The organism is Nocardia sp. NPDC003979 (assembly GCF_053605015.1).
The window spans coordinates 171,188-187,921 of the sequence record NZ_JBSGIJ010000002.1; the positions used below are offsets into that span (position 1 = coordinate 171,188).

The following is a 16,734-nucleotide window of genomic DNA, read 5'->3' on the forward strand; positions in this document are numbered from 1 at the left end:
GGTGCCGACAATGCTGAGGCGGATAGTCACAATATTCGCGGTGATCTTCACCGTGATGATCGCGACCCCGACCGTGGCCTACGGTCAGACCTACGGCTTCGACGAGGCGTGCAACGAACTGCACGACACGCTCGACAGCGTCGCCATTCCCGGTGTCTCGCTGGGTGATGCCGCGTCGGCGGTCTGCAAGGCGGGCAATGCCGCCACGCATCCGGGTGATGCCGCGACGGCGGTCAAGGACAAGGCGTGGGACTCCACCTTCGGCAAGGTGGTCGACTCGCTGATGAAGGGTCTCGGTGAGGCGCTGATCCTGGCCCTGACCTTCTGGATGAAGGTGCCCAACGAGGCGGTGAGCGACTCGGGCGCGTTGTTCACCAAGATCAACGACTACACGTATCAGATCCAGATATTGCTGTTGATCGCCTCGGTCATCATCACCGGTGGCAGATTGGCCGAGGCCAGACGTGGGGCGGCCGTGAGCGAGGCCGCCGAGTCGTTCCGGCTGTTCGCCCGCGTGGTGTTCAGTTCGTGGATGCTCGGCGCGGTGATCGTGGCGGGTACGCGCGCCTCGGACAAGTTCTCCGAGTGGATCATCGCCGACGCCACCGGCGGCAACGCCAAGAACATGGCCGAGCTGATGGTGAAAACCTCGAAGCTGCAAGCGTTTTCGCCGGGTCTCGTACTGATCATCGCGATCGTCGGCCTGCTCGGCGCGCTCGCCCAGATCGTGCTCGCCATCGTGCGCCAAGGTCTGCTCGTGGTCGCGGCGGGGGTGCTGCCGCTGGCCGCGGCGGCGTCGGCGACCAGTACGGGCAAGCAGTCGTATCAGAAACTTGTCGGCTGGATCATCGCGTTCATGCTGTTCAAACCGGTGGCGGCGATCGTGTACATGATCGCGTTCACCACGGCGGGGCATGCCGACGAGACCACCGCCTCGGGTGGGCTGCCCAGCGGTGAGGACGCCCAGCGGATGCTGGTCGCGCTGGTGCTGCTGTGCAGCGTGGCGTTCGTGCTGCCCGCGCTGATGCGTCTGGTCGCGCCCGCCGTGGCCACCGTCGGTACCGGCGGCTCGGGTCTGATCGCCACCGGCGGTGTGGCGCTCGGTGCGATGGCGCTCGGCGCGGTCGGCACCAAGGCCGTGGCCGCGCGACCCGTCGCGGCGCCGGGCACGGCAGGCTATTTCGGCAACCAGGCAGGCGGGGCCGGTGGCGCGGCCGCCCAGCGCGGCGGCGCTCCGCGACCCACGCCGCCGCCCCGTGGTGGCGGTTCCGCGCCGCCACCGGCCAGTTCGGGTTCGGTGCCCTCAGGCGCGGCCCGCAACATGGCCGCCGCCCGGGCCGCGGCGGCCTCCACCGCCCGCGCCGACGAACGGGCAGGCGACGTGGCCGGTGACCGCTGGGCCAACCGTTCACCCGACCTCGGCAGGAGCACGATTCCGCGATGAGCACCTCCGCGACCGACACCTACGAGCGCCGCTCCTACGGCCTGTGGCAGAAACCGCGCAGCGCAGGCCTTTTCGGCCTGCGCTGGGAAGAGACCGTCATCGGTTTCGTCGTGGTGATCACGGCACTGGTCTGTGCGATGGTCGGCGGATTCAAATGGGGTTTCATCGTCGGCGGCCTCGGCGCGCTGGTGATGGTGCCGCTGGTGTGGCGGACGGGGGGCCGTTCGGGCTATGAGACGGGACTGATGATGTTCAACTGGATGCGCTCGCGCCGCAACGGCGAGCACGTGTACCGCGGTGGCCGGTTCTCCCGGATCCCCGGCGGCGTCACGAAACTCCCCGGTCTGCTCGCCCCGTCGAAGCTCTACGAGGGCATCGACGCGGGCGGCTACCACTTCGGCATGATCCACCTGCCCGCGTTCGCGCAGTACACGGTGGTGCTGCGCGCCTGGCCGCAGGGACACGAGGCGGTCGACCAGCCGGTGATCGACCGCTGGGTCGCCGCCTGGGGCACGTTCCTGGCGTCGGTGGGCCAGACCAGCGACATCGTCGCGGTGGTGCCGGTGATCGACACGGTGCCCGAGACCGGTAACCGCCTGCTCAACGAGGTCTCCACTATCACCCGCCCGGAAGCCCCCGACCTGGCCCAGCAGGTGATGTACGAGCTGGCCACCGAATTGCCGCAGGAGCGTGTGCAACTGCTGCCGCGCGTGGCGATCACATTCAAGGCGACCACCGCCGAACGCCGCAAGAACCCGGCCGAGGAGGCCGTGGAGATCGGGCGACGGCTGCCCGGTATCTGCGCGGCGCTGGCCGAGGCGGGCGTGCGGGCGCAGCCGATGTCGGCCGAGGAGGTCATCTCCTTCATCCGGCGCAGCTACGACCCGGCTTCCCAGGCCGACCTCGAGGTGGCCGCCGCCGACCCCGGCGGGCACGGCCTCGGCTGGGACGACGCGGGCCCGGTGTCCTACGACGAGAAGTGGGACCACTTCATCCACGACGGCGGCCGCTCGGTGACCTGGGAGATGGACGCCGCACCGGAAGGCGCGGTCGACGAACGGGTGTTGCAGCGGTTGCTCGCGCCGAATCCCGAAGTGCCACGCAAACGCATCGCGATCGTCTACCGGCCGCATTCGGCCGCCGACGCCGCCGAGATCGTCGACGACGACTTCAAGAACGCGCTCGTCGCCCAGCAGAGCGAACGCGGTGTGGTGTCGGCGGCGGCCACGCTGCGCGTCGGCGCGACCCAGCAGGCGCGCGAGGAACAGGCGCGCGGCCACGGTGTCACCCGCTTCGGCGCCCTGGTGACCATCACCGAACCGCTGCGCGGTGACCTGCCGCGCATCGAGGCCATCACGCGCGACCTGTCGACGCAGGCTCGCCTCAAGATCCGCCGGTGCTACCGGTACCAGTCCGCGGCATTCGCGGCCTCTCTCGGTTGCGGTGTGATCCTGCCCGAACACGCGACCATTCCGAAGGCATTGGCGGGGTGAGGCGATCATGGGACGCGACTACGAACCCCCGGTGCGCGACCGCGACGACATCGCGTTGCGCCCGGTCCACCGGCCACCACGCATCCGCGGCGAACGCGAGCCACGCCCCGCGGGGAGCACGTCGCGCGTGAGCGACGACGTGCTCGGCCTCGACGAGCGCACCGACCGCGACGACCCGTCGCGGGGTTCCCGCACGGATGACGAGCGGTCGTCGGGGGAGCGCGGATCGCGCGAGGATCCGGCACGGTCCGACCGCGAGCGAGGTCGTGGCGCAGGTCAGCGGCGACCGTCGGGCGACGACGTGCGCGGACGCCGCGGCGACGACCCGCGTGGCCGTGGTGACGATCTGCGCGGGCGCGGTGACGACCCACGCGTTCACGGCGACGACCTGCGCGGCCGTAGTGGCGATTCGCGCGGGCGTGGTGACGACATGCGTGGGCGCGGTGAGGATTCGCGTGGCCGTCGCGAGGATGTCCGCGGCGGCGGTCGTGGTGACCGGCGCGGGGCGGGGGAGCGTGGTCCGCGGCGTGACGCCGAACGGCGCCCACTCGGCGGATTGCGCGACGAGGACCACGGACCACGGCTGGAACACGAACGCCCGCAGGGTGATTCGCCACGCCGCCCGAAGCGGTCAGCGCCGAAGCCGACGAAGAAGCAGCGTCCGACCAAGGCCGCGCGGCCCGCCAAGGCCCTGCGTCCCGACGACGCGGCCGATCGCGCGATGGGCGCGGGTCGTTCGGCACGGTCGAAGGCCAAACCCGAACGCCGCCAAGGTCCGGCACTCCTCGACGACGCCACCCGCGCCCGCTACGAGATGATCGCGCGCGAACAGTCGGGTCTGCGCGCGGCCTGGGCCACCTTCCGTATCCACACCGACGACCTGCGCCGAAACAACGCCCAGGCCCGCTCCGAAGCCGTCGTCAAGGACGGATTCGACCGTACGACCGCCGAATTGACCGACCGGGGCTACTCGGGCGCGGGCGGCGGCAAGATGAATGTCGTCGGCCGCCCCGTGGAGTACCGGGCGACCACCGCGCAGGTCGCGGGCCTGTGGCCGTGGTCCGTCGGCGCGGGCGCACCACTGATCGGCACCCCGCTCGGTTCGCACCTGCACACCGGCGCCCCGGTGTGCTTCGACCCGATGAACTGGTTCATGCGCGGCAGTTTCATCACCGCGCCGAGCCTTTTCGTGTTGGGCCTCAACGGTTTCGGTAAGTCCTCGCTGGTGCGCCGGATCGTGCTCGGCGGCATCGCCCAGGGCATCACCCCGCTGATCCTGGCCGACGTGAAACCCGACTACCGCAAGATGGTCGAACTCGTCGGCGGCCAGGTGATCGACCTCGGCTACGGGCACGGCAAACTCAACCCCCTGGCGGCCGGTGTACTCGGCTCGGTGGTGCCACGCCTCGAGGAATTCCCGGCGCTGCAACTGCAGGTACTCCAGGATCTGCGCGCCCGGCAGGTCACCCTGATCGCGGGTCTGGTGGAACTGGTCCGCGGCGCCCGGGTGGCGGACTTCGAAGAAACGCTCATCGCCACCGCCCTGCGCATCCTGTACCAGCCGGGTAGCGGCTACGCCCCGGACAAACCGCCGATCATGGAGAACCTCCTCGAGGTGATCGTCGCGGGTGGGCCGGAGCTCATGCTCGACGCGGGCGCCGACGACGAGGACGAATACGCCCACGCCATCAAACATCTGCGCCGCTCGCTGCGCGCGCTCACCCAGGGCCCGTTCGGCGCCATCTTCAACGGCCAGACCAGCGTGCCCATCGACACCGGCGCCGTCGCCGTGTGCATCGACGTGTCCCACATCCCCACCGGCGACAAGAAGCTCAAAGCCGCCGTGATGCTGGCCTGCTGGGCCGACGGATTCGCCTCCGTGGAGGCGGCGCACGTGCTCGCCGACGCGAAACTCGGCCCGCAGCGCTACTTCCAGGTGGTGATGGACGAGTTGTGGCAGGTGCTCGGGCTCGGCGACTTCATGGTCGACCGCGTCGACGAGCTGACGCGTCTGCAACGTGGTCTGGCGACCGCGCTGATCATGATCAGCCACACCATCAAGGACCTGCAGGCGCTGGGTTCGGATGCCGCCATCGCCAAGGCCATCGGCTTCCTGGAACGCGCCCGCGCCAAGATCTTCGGCGCCCTGCCCGCCGAGGAGATCTCGCGACTGGATTCGACGGTGCCGTTCACGGCCGCCGAACAGGAGATGGTCACCGGATGGTCGGCGCCGCAGGCGCTCACCGGTGAGGCGCTCAAACCGGGCCAGCAGCGGCCGTCGCCGCCGGGTACCGGCAAGTTTCTGCTGAAGATCGGTGAGGATCGCCGTCCCGGCATCCCCTTCCACATGGAGTTCACGGTGTCGGAGAAAGAAAGCGGAATCCACGACACGAACCAGCGGTTCAGCGAGTTCGGCGACCACCCGAGAGGTCAGGCACCGGAGGAGGACCAGCCATGATGCCGCACCGGTCCTACCGCCGCGTCTCGCCCGAGGTGCGCAACGCCGCCGTCGAACAGGTCATCGCGCTCACCGACAAGCTGCGCAGCGAGTCCGAGGCGTGCCGGGTGGTCGCCGAACAGATCGGCGTGCACGCGAACTCGGTGCGCAACTGGGTGCGCGCGGCCGAGGGGCCGAGCCTGGACCGGATGGACGCCACCGCGTTGCGCCGCAAAGTGGTGCTGCTGCAGCAACAGCTGGCCGCCGCCGCCGAGATGAACCGCACGCTCGCCGACACGCTCAACGAAACCCGGCGCCGCACGTGAACACCGCCGCGGCGGACGAGCCTGTCCTCGCCGCCCGGCGCGCAACCCGGGGCGGTGGCCGATGAACGCCCGCTCGATGATCATCGGCGTCTTCGGCGCGGTCATCGGGCTGGTGGCCATGGTGCTGGTGATCGTGTTGCCGTCCTCGGACGAGACCTGCGAGACCGGTGACGTGCTGGTCGGCTCCTCGGCGCCGACGCTGCCCGAACTCGGCGCCGACACCCGCGCGGGCGCCACCACCGCGGCGACGACCACGAACGCGACCGTCACCGGCACACCGTCGCTCGCGGCCGGGGTCGGCCCGCTGCGGCGCACGCTGCCGATGGAGGTCGGCACCTTCACCATCTCCGATGTGTTCGGTTCCCGCGGCGGCGGGCACAAGGGCATCGACATGGCCGCCGCCGACGGGACCACGATCTATTCGGTGTCCGACGGCCGGGTCGTCGCCGCCGGGCCCGCGTCGGGGTTCGGGAACTGGATCGTCGTCGACTCGGTCGACTACAACGGCCGCGCCTACTCCGCGGTCTACGGGCACATGTGGGATCACGGCGTGAAGGTGCGTACCGGTGACACCGTCACCGCCGGCCAGCCGATCGGCATGGTCGGTTCGGCGGGCGAATCGAGCGGTCCCCACCTGCATTTCGAGATCGTGCCGGGTGGTCGCTTCACCGGTGGTCGCCAGATCGACCCGATGCCGTGGCTCGACGGCGCGCCGACCCCCGATGTCGGTGGGGCACGCGCCTTTTCGAACGACCCGAGTTGTGTGCGCGGATTCGGCAGCGCGGGCGGCCTGCTCGCCGACGGGAAAGTGCCCGCCGAGCTGGAGATCTGGTACCGGCGCGCGGGCACCGTCTGCCCGGAGATCTCCTCCTCGCTGCTGGCCGCGCAGGCCAAGCAGGAGTCGGGTTTCCGGCGCGGGCTCACCTCACCGGCAGGCGCGCAGGGCCTGGCCCAGTTCCTGCCCGGCACAGCGGTGAGTATCAACCCCGACGACGGGCAGCCCTACATCATCGACGCCGACGGCAACGGCACCGCCAGCGTGTGGGACGACGGCGACGCCATCATCGGCCAGGCCCGCTACATGTGCGCCATCGCCCACAAGATCGCGGGCTGGATCGCGCAGGGCAAGGTCTCCGGCGACCTGGCCGCCCTCACCCTCGCCGGCTACAACGCCGGTGAGGGCGCGGTGCTGGCCTCGGGCGGGATGCCGAATCGGTATGCGGCGCACTACTCCGAGACCCGGCCGTACGTCACCAACATCCTGGCGATGGAACCGCAATACCGGGCACCGGGCGCGCAGGGCCGGTTCACCCGCGAACCCGGCGCCGAGGGACCACAGATCACCGAGGCCGCCCACGACTGGCTCGGAGTGCCGTACGTGTGGGGTGGCGGCGGTCCGCAGGGGCCGAGCGGCGGCGGATTCGACGCCCCTGGTCTGACGGCCGCGGCGGTGTTCGCGGCGACGGCGGGCGAGGTGGACCTGCCGCGCACCGCCGAACAACAGTGGGAGGCGGGCACGGAGGTGCCGCTCGGGCGAATCTCGGTGGGCGACCTGGTGTTCAGTGATTTCCGACCGCAGGGACCGGCGCAGGTGGGGATCTACGCCGGCAACGGCCAGGTGATCCAGGCCGTCGCGCCGAGCGGACGCAGTGGCGGCGGCGTCGTCGAGGTGGCGATGCCCGGTGACGCGCGGGCGAGGAGGGTTGTGTGACCACACGGGCGGCCCGACCAGGGATAACCTGGTGGAAGACAACACGAATCCGCACGACCCCGGCGGTGATGCTCGTGGCGTTTCTGAGTACGGTGCTCGTCGCCTGCGGTGGCGACGCCGATCCCGCGCGCCCACAGGCGAGTTCGACCACCCGGCTGCTCGAGGCCGCGGCCACCGTCGACCCGACCACTCCCGACGGGGTAGCGGTGGTGGCGTTGCGCGAGGTGTACACCTGGCACCCGGTCACCGAGGAACCCGGTGATTCGCTGGCACGTGCGCGAAAATGGCTGGGGCCGAGCATGTTACGTATGCTTGACGCACCGACCGGCACGGCGGCACCGAAACCGTCGCTGCAATGGGCCGATTGGGCGAAGGCGAAGGCGGAGGTGACGGCTTTCACCTTCGCCTCGGGGGAGAAGGCACCGCCGAGCGCCGACCCGGCCGTGACGCAGTTCAAGATCGGCATCGAGCAGACCGTCGTCTACCCGGACGGGCGCACCGAAGACCTACCGCCGAGCACGGTCATCGCGACCGTGGTGCAGACGCCGCAAGGCTGGCGCCTCGACGGATTCCGCTGAGATCCATATCCGACAAGGTCCTCGAGGAGGCACACGTGGCGAAGAAAAAGGTGAAGGACCCGGCCGCGGTCGGGCCCGACACGACGCTCATCCTGATCGTGGTCGGCTTCGCGACGCTCGGCGTCCTCGCCGCCGCCCTGCACCTGGGCAACGCCCTGTCGGTGCAGCCGCAGAACGTGCCGGTCAACCCGATCGCGGTGGTGGCCGACCTCGCCCGGGGCAAACTGCACTGGCCGCGCGCGTCGACGGTGATCGTGCTGCTGGTGATCGCGGCGATCTTCGCGTACTTCTACATCCGCAAGCAGATGAAGAAGCGGGCGGTCGCCGGGCGTCTGGCGATCGACGACAAGGCCGACTACATGGGTAGTGGGAGTGCGATCGCCTCGATCACCGAGGAAGGGGTGCGGCAGAAAGCCAAGGACCTCGGAGTGCGGCTCGGCACCAACGACGCGCCCGGTGTGCCGATCGGTGTCGCCGTAGCCGACGGGACGCCGCTCTACGGTTCCTACGAAGATCTGCACCTCGATATTTGGGGTCCCCGCCAGGGCAAGTCGACGTCGCGGGTGATCCCGGCGATCCTGTCCGCCATCGGCCCGGTACTCACCACGTCCAACAAACGTGACGTCGTGGACGCCACCCGCAATGTCCGCGAGGCCAAGGGCAGCGCGACGTTCGTGTTCGACCCGCAGGGTGTGGCAGGCGAACGCGCGACCTGGTTCTGGGACCCGCTGGCCTGGGTCGATTTCCGGCGCGAAGGCTGCGAAATGCGGGCCGCCCGGCTGGCCGGGCACTTCGCCGACGCCGAATCCGGTGGCGCCGACACCGGTGACAACTTCTTCGACCCCGAGGCCGAAGATCTGCTGGCCGGGCTGTTCCTCGCCGCCGCGATCGCGGGCAGGCCGATCACCCAGGTGTGGGAATGGGTCACCGACTCACAGAACAGCGAACCGATCCAACACTTGCGCGACGCGGGTCACGACTTCACCGCTGCCGGTCTCGCCATGCAGTACAACGCCGAACAGCGCACCAAGAGTGGCATTTTCGGCACGGCGAAGAAGATGATCCGCTGCCTGCAGCTGTCCAATGTGCACCCGTGGATCACCCGCGGCGGCAGCGACCGGATGCAGTTCGACGAGCTCGAGTTCATCGAACGCAACGGCACGCTGTACTGCCTCTCGCTCGAAGGTCGAGGATCGGCGGCGCCGCTGGTGAGCGCCCTCACCGAAGCCGTGATCGATGTGGCCATGCGCAAGGCGGCGATGTCGTCCGGCGGGCGGCTGCCGATCCCGCTGCTCGCCGTCCTCGACGAAGCCGCCAACGTGGTGCGTTGGAAAGACCTGCCCAAGCAGTACAGCCACTTCGGTTCGCGCGGCATCGTGGTGATGACGGTGCTGCAGTCCTGGGCGCAGGGTGCGCGCTGCTGGGGTGCGGACGGGATGAACGCGCTGTGGTCGGCCGCCAACATCAAGGTGCTCGGCAGCGGTGTCGACGACATGGCGTTCCTGCGTGATCGGTCCGAGGCGATCGGCGAGTACGACTCCATCTCGGCGTCGGTGTCGCAGTCGGGCAACAGCAAGAGCTACTCGCGCTCGCTGAGCTCGTCGGTCACCTTCACCGCCCAGGGGCTGGCCACCCTGCCGCGTGGCCGGGCAGTGGTGTTCACCTCCGGTCAGCCCGCGGTGCTCGTGCGCACCGTGCCGTGGTGGGAATCGGAATACGCCGACGCGGTCCGGCGCTCGATCGAGGACAACGACCCGACCCGCAAGACCCGCATCGACGATTTGGTGCTCAGCGCCCAGGCCCCCACAACACTGTCGAAGAACAATCCGCCACCGGATGAGATCGGTGAAATCGAGGAGGTCAAGCCGCTGTGAACGACCAGGAATCGAATCCGGAGACGCAGGACTACGCCTACGCCGATCTGGTGTCGTTCGTGAACGAGTATCTCAGTGAGATCTATCGGCGGCAGGTTACCGATATCAGCGATACGGTGTGGTGCCCGGAATGGTGGCGCCACCCGGAGGCCGCCGTGCGTCTGCTCGCGCTGTGGCAGGCATGGGAGTTCTACCGGCAGAAGGGCGGCACGGGTCTGAGCGTGTGGTTCCTCGACCACGCCGACCCGCACATGACGAAACTGTTCGATCCGCGTGGGCCGTTCAAGTACTGCAGTGTCCGCAACGGGCACAAGGAAATGCTGAAATCGCTGCCCGTGGAGAACCCGACGGACGATCAGCAATTCGCCCACGTTCCGCGCAGCGCGTGGGAGAAGGGCGACCCCTCCGCGTCGTGAACCGTGTCGACGGTCCGGGGCGGTGACCGCCCCGGGTCAGCGGCCGCGCTCGATCCCGCGCGACTCGATCCCGCGCTCACGGGTCCCCACGTGGCGGGTCGGCGCGTCGCGTATCCGCAGCGCTTCCTCGGGCGAAATGCCCTGGCTCATCTCCATGAGCATCCGTACCTGACTCAATTCCGGTGCCACACCGGCCCGCTGCAGATGCGCTGCGATGGCGGCACGACGTTCGGTCGAGTCGTACCCGAGCTGCGGCGCCTCCACCGTCTTGGTCGCTGTCGCGGCGGCCGAACTCGTGGCGAAGGGTGAGGACGGGTCCTTCTGCAACGACAGGCCCTTCTCCTGCGTTTTGGTCTGACCCATCGTCATCATCTGCTTGAGCTCGATATTGCGCGGGTCCTTGGCCTTGAGGTCGCGCGCCTCGCGAATCTGCAGTTCGCGCGCTTCCTTCATCTTCGCCTCGATCGCCTTGGCGCGGGACTCGGCCTCTTTCTGACCGTGTTCGCGCGACTTGAGGGCGACCAGGGTGGCCATCTGCAGCATGGTGCGCATCATCGCCGCCGTTTCGCTGCCGATGTCGTCGAGTTCCGCCATGACTGCTCCCCGATGCCGCTGTGGAAGTGGACATCTGAGCCTACCCTGAAAACGACGAACGGGCCGGACACCCGAGGCGTCCGGCCCGTGTCGTGGTAGCTGGGGTGTCAGCTCACCTTGACGGTGTTGAACGAGATCGGCATCGCCGGGCCGCCGTCCTGGGCGCCACCCTCGACGCCCGCGCCCGCGACCTTGTCCAAGGTGGCCAGGCCCTCGTCGATGGTGCCGAGAATGGTGTACTTCGGGGGCAGTTCGGTGTCGCCGAAGACCAGGAAGAACTGGCTGCCGTTGGTGCCCTTGCCCTCGGGGGAGATTCCCGCGTTGGCCATGGCGATCACGCCGCGCTTGTAGTTCACCGGCTGGCTCAGCGCAGGGTCACCGTTCGGGTACAGATCGGTGGGGTACTCGTTGTCGAAGCTGTAGCCGGGGCCGCCCGAGCCGGTGGCCGTCGGGTCACCGCACTGCAGGATGCCGAAACCGGGGCTGGCCACGATGCGATGGCAGCTGGTCTTGTCGAAGTAACCCTGCTGGGCCAGGCTCACGAGCGAGTTCACCGAGCACGGCGCCTGCGCGCTGTTCAGTGACAGGCCGATCGGGCCCTGGGTGGAGTCGATCGACAGTTTCACCTCGGGACCGCCGGTGGCCACCGAGGTCACCGCGGGCGCCGTCACCGGCTTGGCGGGCGGCTCGGCGTCGGCCGGGTACGAGCAGTCGACCGTCGCCGGCTTGGGGGCAGGCGGTGGCGGTGCGGGTAGGTCGAGCGGCGTGTTGACGAACGTGGTCGTCGGCACCGCCGACGACGACTCGGCGTTCGCCGAGGGCGAGTCGTCGCCCTTGGTGAGGAAGTACACCCCGACGCCCGCGGCCGCGACCACGATCACGCCGAGCACCGACCCGGCGATCGTCAGGCGCTTGCGCTTCTTCTCCTGCTCGGCCCGTCGTGCCAGCTGGCGCTCCAGCTTGCGCTTGGCCGCCGCCCGTCGCTGTTCGTTACTCGGCACTACCGCGTTCCTCCCGTGTCGTCAGGTTCGCCTAGAGGGTAACCGGTTGGACGCGGGGGGCGCCCGTGGGGAAAACTGGGTGATCGTGACCAAGACCAGCAGCTTCAGTGCCCCGAAGGGGGTTCCGGATTACGTGCCGCCCGGTTCGGCCGAGTTCGTCGCCGTGCGCGACGGGTTGGTTCATGCCGCCCGACTGGCCGGGTACGGGCACATCGAGCTGCCGATATTCGAGCTGACCGCCCTGTTCGCCAGGGGTGTCGGCGAGTCGACGGACGTGGTCAGCAAGGAGATGTGGACCTTCGCCGACCGCAAGGGCGAGAGCTTCACCCTGCGGCCCGAGGGCACCGCGGGCGTGATGCGGGCGGTGATCGAGCACGGGCTCGACAAGAGCGGTCAGCTGCCGATCAAGCTGTGCTACGCGGGACCGTTCTTCCGGTACGAGCGGCCGCAGGCCGGTCGGTACCGGCAGCTGCAGCAGGTGGGTATCGAGGCGATCGGGGTGGACGATCCGGCGCTCGACGCCGAGGTGATCGCCGTCGCCGACGCCGGTTTCCGGGCGCTCGGCCTGGACGGGTTCCGCCTGGAGATCACCTCCCTCGGCGACGAGACCTGCCGCCCGCAGTACCGAGAGTTGTTGCAGCAGTTCCTGTTCGACCTGCCGTTGGACGAGGAGACCCGCCGCCGCGCCGAGATCAACCCGCTGCGTGTGCTCGACGACAAGCGTCCGGAGGTCCGCGAACTCACCGCCGACGCGCCGCTGATGATCGACCACCTGTCGGAGTCGGCCAAGGCCCACTTCGAGCAGGTGCTCGCCCACCTCGACGCTCTGGGCGTGCCGTACGTGGTGAACCCGCGCATGGTTCGCGGCCTGGACTACTACACCAAGACCACCTTCGAGTTCGTGCACGACCAGCTCGGCGCCCAGTCGGGCATCGGTGGTGGCGGACGCTACGACGGGCTGATGGCCGAGCTCGGCGGGCAGCCGCTGTCGGGTATCGGCTTCGGTATCGGTGTCGACCGGACCGTGCTCGCGCTGGCGGCCGAGGGCAAGTCGGCCGCCGATCCGGCGCGCTGCCAGGTCTACGGCGTCGCCCTCGGTGACGCGGCCAAGGCGCGGATGGTCACGCTGGCCGGTGAGCTGCGTGGCGCGGGCATCAGCGTCGACCTGGCCTACGGTGGGCGCGGTATGAAGGGCGCCATGAAGGGTGCCGACCGGTCCGGCGCGAAGTTCACGCTGGTCCTGGGCGACCGCGATCTCGAGACCGACGAGATCGGCGTCAAGGAGATGGCCACCGGCGACCAACGCCAGGTGCCGCTCGGTGAGGTCGTCGGGGTTCTGCGAGCGGGTCTCGGCCGCTAGCAGACGGCGTGCACGGGGCGCGGTAATCTGACCGCGCCCCACGCCGGGCGGGCCGGCGGCGGTGAGAGGGACTGTGGTGAGCGGGGATTCCGGGCGACCGGCGACGGAACCGATCGGCATCGACCTGGTCGCACCCGAGGTTTTCGCCCCGATGCTGCGCAAACTCTCGCTCGGCGCGTTCGCCGTCGGCGTCGTCGTGATGCTGGTGACCTCGATCTGGTTGAGCTGGGCCTACGCCGTCCTGCTCGGCCTGATCGTCGCGGTCCCCACGCTCGCGTACGCGATGGCGTTCAAGCGCAGGCGGATGTGGTTGGACGGCACCGTGATCCACGCTCATCGTCTCGTCGGTGCGCGTCGGATCGACCTCGCCGAAGCCTCCGGCGCGCAACTGCTGGTGTTCCCCGGCCGGCTCAGCCGCATCGTCCTGCGCGTGACGGCGGGCGAGGATACCCAACTGGTGCCGCTGGCCATGTACACCGATTCGGGCAGCGGACGCGAACTGCACCTGCTGGGTCTGCGCAAACTGGCCGACGCCCTGGCCTCGGCGCCGTTGGCCGCCGCCGTCGCGATCTCCGAGGTCCTGGTCGCCCAGCTGCGGGCAGAAGCCCGCGACGCCGGCCTCGACGAACGACCGCTGTACCGCGGTGTCCGCCTGGTACGCGCACAGGATGCTGTGTCGCCGGTGGTCCTCACGGATTCGCAAGTAGCCGAACTGGTTTGAGTCGGCGGTGGCGCCCGCGGATTCGCAAGCAGCCGACCTGATCCGGGTCCGTGGTGGTGCTGACTGATTCGCAAGTGCCGAGCGGTTCTAGCCACCGAGGGTGCTGACGAATCAGCAAGTGGCCGAACCGATCCGAGGCATCAGGGCGCGAGGAGCGGGGCGACGCGCTCCCAGTAGGTGTGCATGTCCTGTTCCCAGTACCCCCAGGAGTGCGTGCCTGCCGGGCGGAAGTCGAAGTCGGCGGGGATGCCGAGTGCGGCGAGCCGGTCACGCAGCAGCTTGGTGCACACCACGGTGATCCCGTCGAGCACGCCGCCGATCACCAGCTGATCGATCAGTTTGAGCGGACTGTTCCCGATGCCCGGGCCGTCGAGGGTGTCCAGCGGGCCGGGCATGCCGTTGCCCGTGCTCACATACACCCCCACCCCACGCAGCCGTTCGGCATTGAGTGCCACGTCGTTGGCGCCCCAGGCCGGGTCGGTGGGCGGTCCCCACATGTTCAGCGGATTGCCGCGGCGCGCGGTGACGATCGAGGCGACCATCGCCTGACCTGCCGGATTGCTGGTCTGCACGCACCCGCTGAAGGAGCCGACCATCCGGAACCGCTGCGGCGCCTCCTGCGCCATGCGGAACACCGCCGAACTGGCCATCGACAGCCCCGCGACGGCGTCGCGGCCGGTGCCGTGGAAGGCGGAGTCGATGATCGGCGGCAGTTCGGTGGTGAGGAAGGTGAGCCACCGGTTGCGGCCGGTGCCGGGGTCGTCGGACTGCCAGTCGGTGTAGAAGGTGCCCGCGCCGCCGATCGGCATCACGACGGTGGCCTGCTTGCCCACGAAGAAGTCCAGGGCATCGGTTTTGGTGAACCAGTTGCTGCCCTCGCGCCAGTCCGGGGTGTCGGTGCCGCCGTCGACACCGTTGATCAGATACAGCGCACCGGCGGGCGCTTCGGGATCGGCCGCCGGAATCACCGCGACGGTGACCGGGCGGTTCATGGCCGCCGAGTGCACTGTCAGGTCGATCACCCGGCCCGGCCCGTTCGCCGCGGCGGCCACCGCGAACGACCCGTTCGGGGCGGGGCGGGCCGCGTCCATGGCCCGGGCGGCCACGAGGTCCGGGGCGGCCTGCGCGGCCACGGCGACGGGGAGGCCCGCGGCGGCCAGCACCACCGACAGGACGAGCCGTCGCAGCATCGAATGCAGCACTGTCATCGCTCCGTTCATCGCGCGTGTCTTGTCGTTCCGTCGACCAGGCGCAGTTCCCTGGCGTCGGGCCACAGCGCCGACCAGGCCCGGCTCGGTCCGGTGCACAGCCACACCGCCACGCCACGGTTCACACCGGGGAAGCCCAGCGGTTCGTCGAGTCGGGTGAGTGGGGCGGTGTGCGCGAAACCGGTGCGCAGACCCGTCTCCGGGCCGTCCACCCCGACGTACAGCACCGTGGTCACGCTGTCCGGTGGTGCGCCGAAGTAGCCGTAGCCCCGATTGGGGCTGTACACCTCGGGCAGACCGGCCGCGGGTCCGTAGTGCTCGAGTGCCGCTGCCTGCCAATAGTTCTGGGTCACGATCACCAGACCGGCGCGCTGCCGCGGCGGCAGTTGCTCGTAGGTTCGCCGCACCGAGCCGACCAGGTCGTCCCAGCCGCTCGACCCGAACAGCACACTGCGCGAATGGATCTGGGCGTAGTCCTCGGTGGCCGTCCGCAGCGCCGATTCCGGTCGGGGCAGGGCGAGCACGAGGGCTACACAGATCGTCGTGGACAGCCCGGCGATCGCCCCGCCGAACACCAGTTCGCGGCGAGACAGCCCCCGGTCCGCCAGATACACCGCGCCGGCGGCGAACAGGCCGGGAAAGGCCCCGGCCACGAAGTAGGGCCGAAGACCCGCGAGCACTACCCCGCTCAGCCCGATCGCGATCATCGGGATCAGAAACCGATACGGCCGGAATCGTGGCGAGCGCAGCCCCGCCCACATCCCCGCGAGCAGCAGCAACCCACCCGCCCCGGTCACCTGGATCATCGTCCAGGGCGCCGCGAGTACCCCGGCCGTGGCGAGCTGTTCGTCGCGCACGACCGCGCCCATGGACAACTGCGGCCAGCCGTTGCTGTGCTGCCACCACAGAATCGGCACCGCCGAGCCGACCAACAACGCGGAGCCGACCCAGTACGCGGGCCGCCGCAGCATCTCGCGCGGACCGAACACCGCGATACCGAAAGCGAGCACCGCCCAGATGATCGGAATCAGCCACTTCACCTGGAAGTCGAGCGCGGCCACGGCACCCGCGGCGATCAACAGCCCGTCCGCGCGCGTGCGCACCCACCGGATCAGCAGCCACGCGAGCATCGCCGTGAGCGTGATGTCGAGGGCGAAGGTGCTCAGCATCGCCGACTGCATCACCGCCATCGGGGTGGTCGCGTAGGCCAGCGCGGCGACGGTCTGGGGGAGTCGTCCGCCACCGAACTCCCGCACCATCACCGCGCTGAGCACGACAGCCGCCACCGTGAACAGCAACGCGGGCAAGCGCAATGCCACGACCGAACCCGGCGCCAGCTGATCCGACAGTGCGGCCAGCAACGGAACCAGCGGCCCCTGATCGGCATAACTCACCGACGGATGCCGCCCGGCCGCGAGGAAGTACAGCTCGTCACCGCCGATGCGGTAGCGGTCGAGACGGACCAGGAACAGCGTCCCCGCCGCAGCCGCGACCACCGACACCTCCCGCCAGGCGAAGGCAGGCAGTGCGCCGACGGGCGGCGCGGGTGTGTCGAGGCTGCGGAGGTTCAT

General features: G+C 69.5%; 14 protein-coding genes. 10 read left to right on the plus strand and 4 right to left on the minus strand.

Translation table 11 applies throughout. The features are described from left to right. Nucleotides 1-40 precede the first annotated feature (40 nt). The 8 genes from ACWEVR_RS04435 (at nt 41) to ACWEVR_RS04470 (ending at nt 10,279) form a co-directional block, all read left to right on the plus strand. A complete protein-coding gene (locus tag ACWEVR_RS04435; protein WP_452465804.1) occupies nt 41-1,444 on the plus strand; it encodes a hypothetical protein in 1,404 nt (467 codons plus the stop codon). Beyond that, the gene (locus tag ACWEVR_RS04440; RefSeq protein WP_067493522.1) at nt 1,441-2,937 is read left to right on the plus strand and encodes an SCO6880 family protein; all 1,497 of its coding nucleotides are present in this window, start codon (nt 1,441-1,443) and stop codon (nt 2,935-2,937) included. Before ACWEVR_RS04435 ends, ACWEVR_RS04440 begins: the two co-directional genes overlap by 4 nt. A 7-nt stretch (nt 2,938-2,944) precedes the next feature. Beyond that, on the plus strand, nt 2,945-5,395 hold the full coding sequence (locus ACWEVR_RS04445; protein WP_452465805.1) for a hypothetical protein: 2,451 nt from the start codon (nt 2,945-2,947) through the stop codon (nt 5,393-5,395). Then, nucleotides 5,392-5,700, plus strand: a complete 309-nt coding sequence (locus ACWEVR_RS04450) for a transposase (protein WP_067493524.1) — start codon at nt 5,392-5,394, stop codon at nt 5,698-5,700. The genes ACWEVR_RS04445 and ACWEVR_RS04450 overlap by 4 nt, the downstream gene beginning before the upstream one ends. Nucleotides 5,701-5,761: 61 nt before the next feature. Next, nucleotides 5,762-7,411 carry a peptidoglycan DD-metalloendopeptidase family protein gene (locus tag ACWEVR_RS04455; RefSeq protein ID WP_452465806.1) on the plus strand — a complete coding sequence of 550 codons (1,650 nt, stop codon included), beginning with the start codon at nt 5,762-5,764 and terminating at the stop codon, nt 7,409-7,411. Beyond that, entirely contained in the window at nt 7,408-7,989 is a 582-nt protein-coding gene (locus ACWEVR_RS04460) for a hypothetical protein (protein ID WP_245655216.1), read from the plus strand. The genes ACWEVR_RS04455 and ACWEVR_RS04460 overlap by 4 nt, the downstream gene beginning before the upstream one ends. 35 nt (nt 7,990-8,024) lie before the next feature. After that, on the plus strand, nt 8,025-9,863 hold the full coding sequence (locus ACWEVR_RS04465) for a type IV secretory system conjugative DNA transfer family protein (protein ID WP_452465807.1): 1,839 nt from the start codon (nt 8,025-8,027) through the stop codon (nt 9,861-9,863). Further along, a complete protein-coding gene (locus ACWEVR_RS04470) occupies nt 9,860-10,279 on the plus strand; it encodes a DUF4913 domain-containing protein (RefSeq protein ID WP_225280601.1) in 420 nt (139 codons plus the stop codon). The genes ACWEVR_RS04465 and ACWEVR_RS04470 overlap by 4 nt, the downstream gene beginning before the upstream one ends. Before the next feature lie 36 nt (nt 10,280-10,315). On the opposite strand, the gene ACWEVR_RS04475 is transcribed toward ACWEVR_RS04470, so the two are convergent. Further along, complete coding sequence (locus ACWEVR_RS04475; RefSeq protein WP_452465808.1) at nt 10,316-10,873, minus strand: hypothetical protein; 558 nt, start codon at nt 10,871-10,873, stop codon at nt 10,316-10,318. Nucleotides 10,874-10,980: 107 nt separating this feature from the next. Then, entirely contained in the window at nt 10,981-11,874 is an 894-nt protein-coding gene (locus ACWEVR_RS04480) for a peptidylprolyl isomerase (RefSeq protein WP_452465809.1), read from the minus strand. Between the two features lie 85 nt (nt 11,875-11,959). Here ACWEVR_RS04480 and hisS point away from each other — a divergent pair, with 85 nt between their 5' ends. Beyond that, complete coding sequence (hisS, locus tag ACWEVR_RS04485; protein ID WP_452465810.1) at nt 11,960-13,234, plus strand: histidine--tRNA ligase; 1,275 nt, start codon at nt 11,960-11,962, stop codon at nt 13,232-13,234. A gap of 76 nt (nt 13,235-13,310) precedes the next feature. Next, entirely contained in the window at nt 13,311-13,955 is a 645-nt protein-coding gene (locus ACWEVR_RS04490; protein WP_452465811.1) for a hypothetical protein, read from the plus strand. 140 nt (nt 13,956-14,095) lie between these two features. Here the strand turns inward: ACWEVR_RS04490 and ACWEVR_RS04495 are convergent, their stop codons facing one another. Beyond that, nucleotides 14,096-15,163: an alpha/beta hydrolase gene (locus ACWEVR_RS04495; RefSeq protein WP_452465812.1), complete on the minus strand. Its 1,068-nt coding sequence runs from the start codon at nt 15,161-15,163 to the stop codon at nt 14,096-14,098. An 8-nt stretch (nt 15,164-15,171) separates the two neighbouring features. Beyond that, nucleotides 15,172-16,734 carry an ArnT family glycosyltransferase gene (locus ACWEVR_RS04500; protein ID WP_452465813.1) on the minus strand — a complete coding sequence of 521 codons (1,563 nt, stop codon included), beginning with the start codon at nt 16,732-16,734 and terminating at the stop codon, nt 15,172-15,174.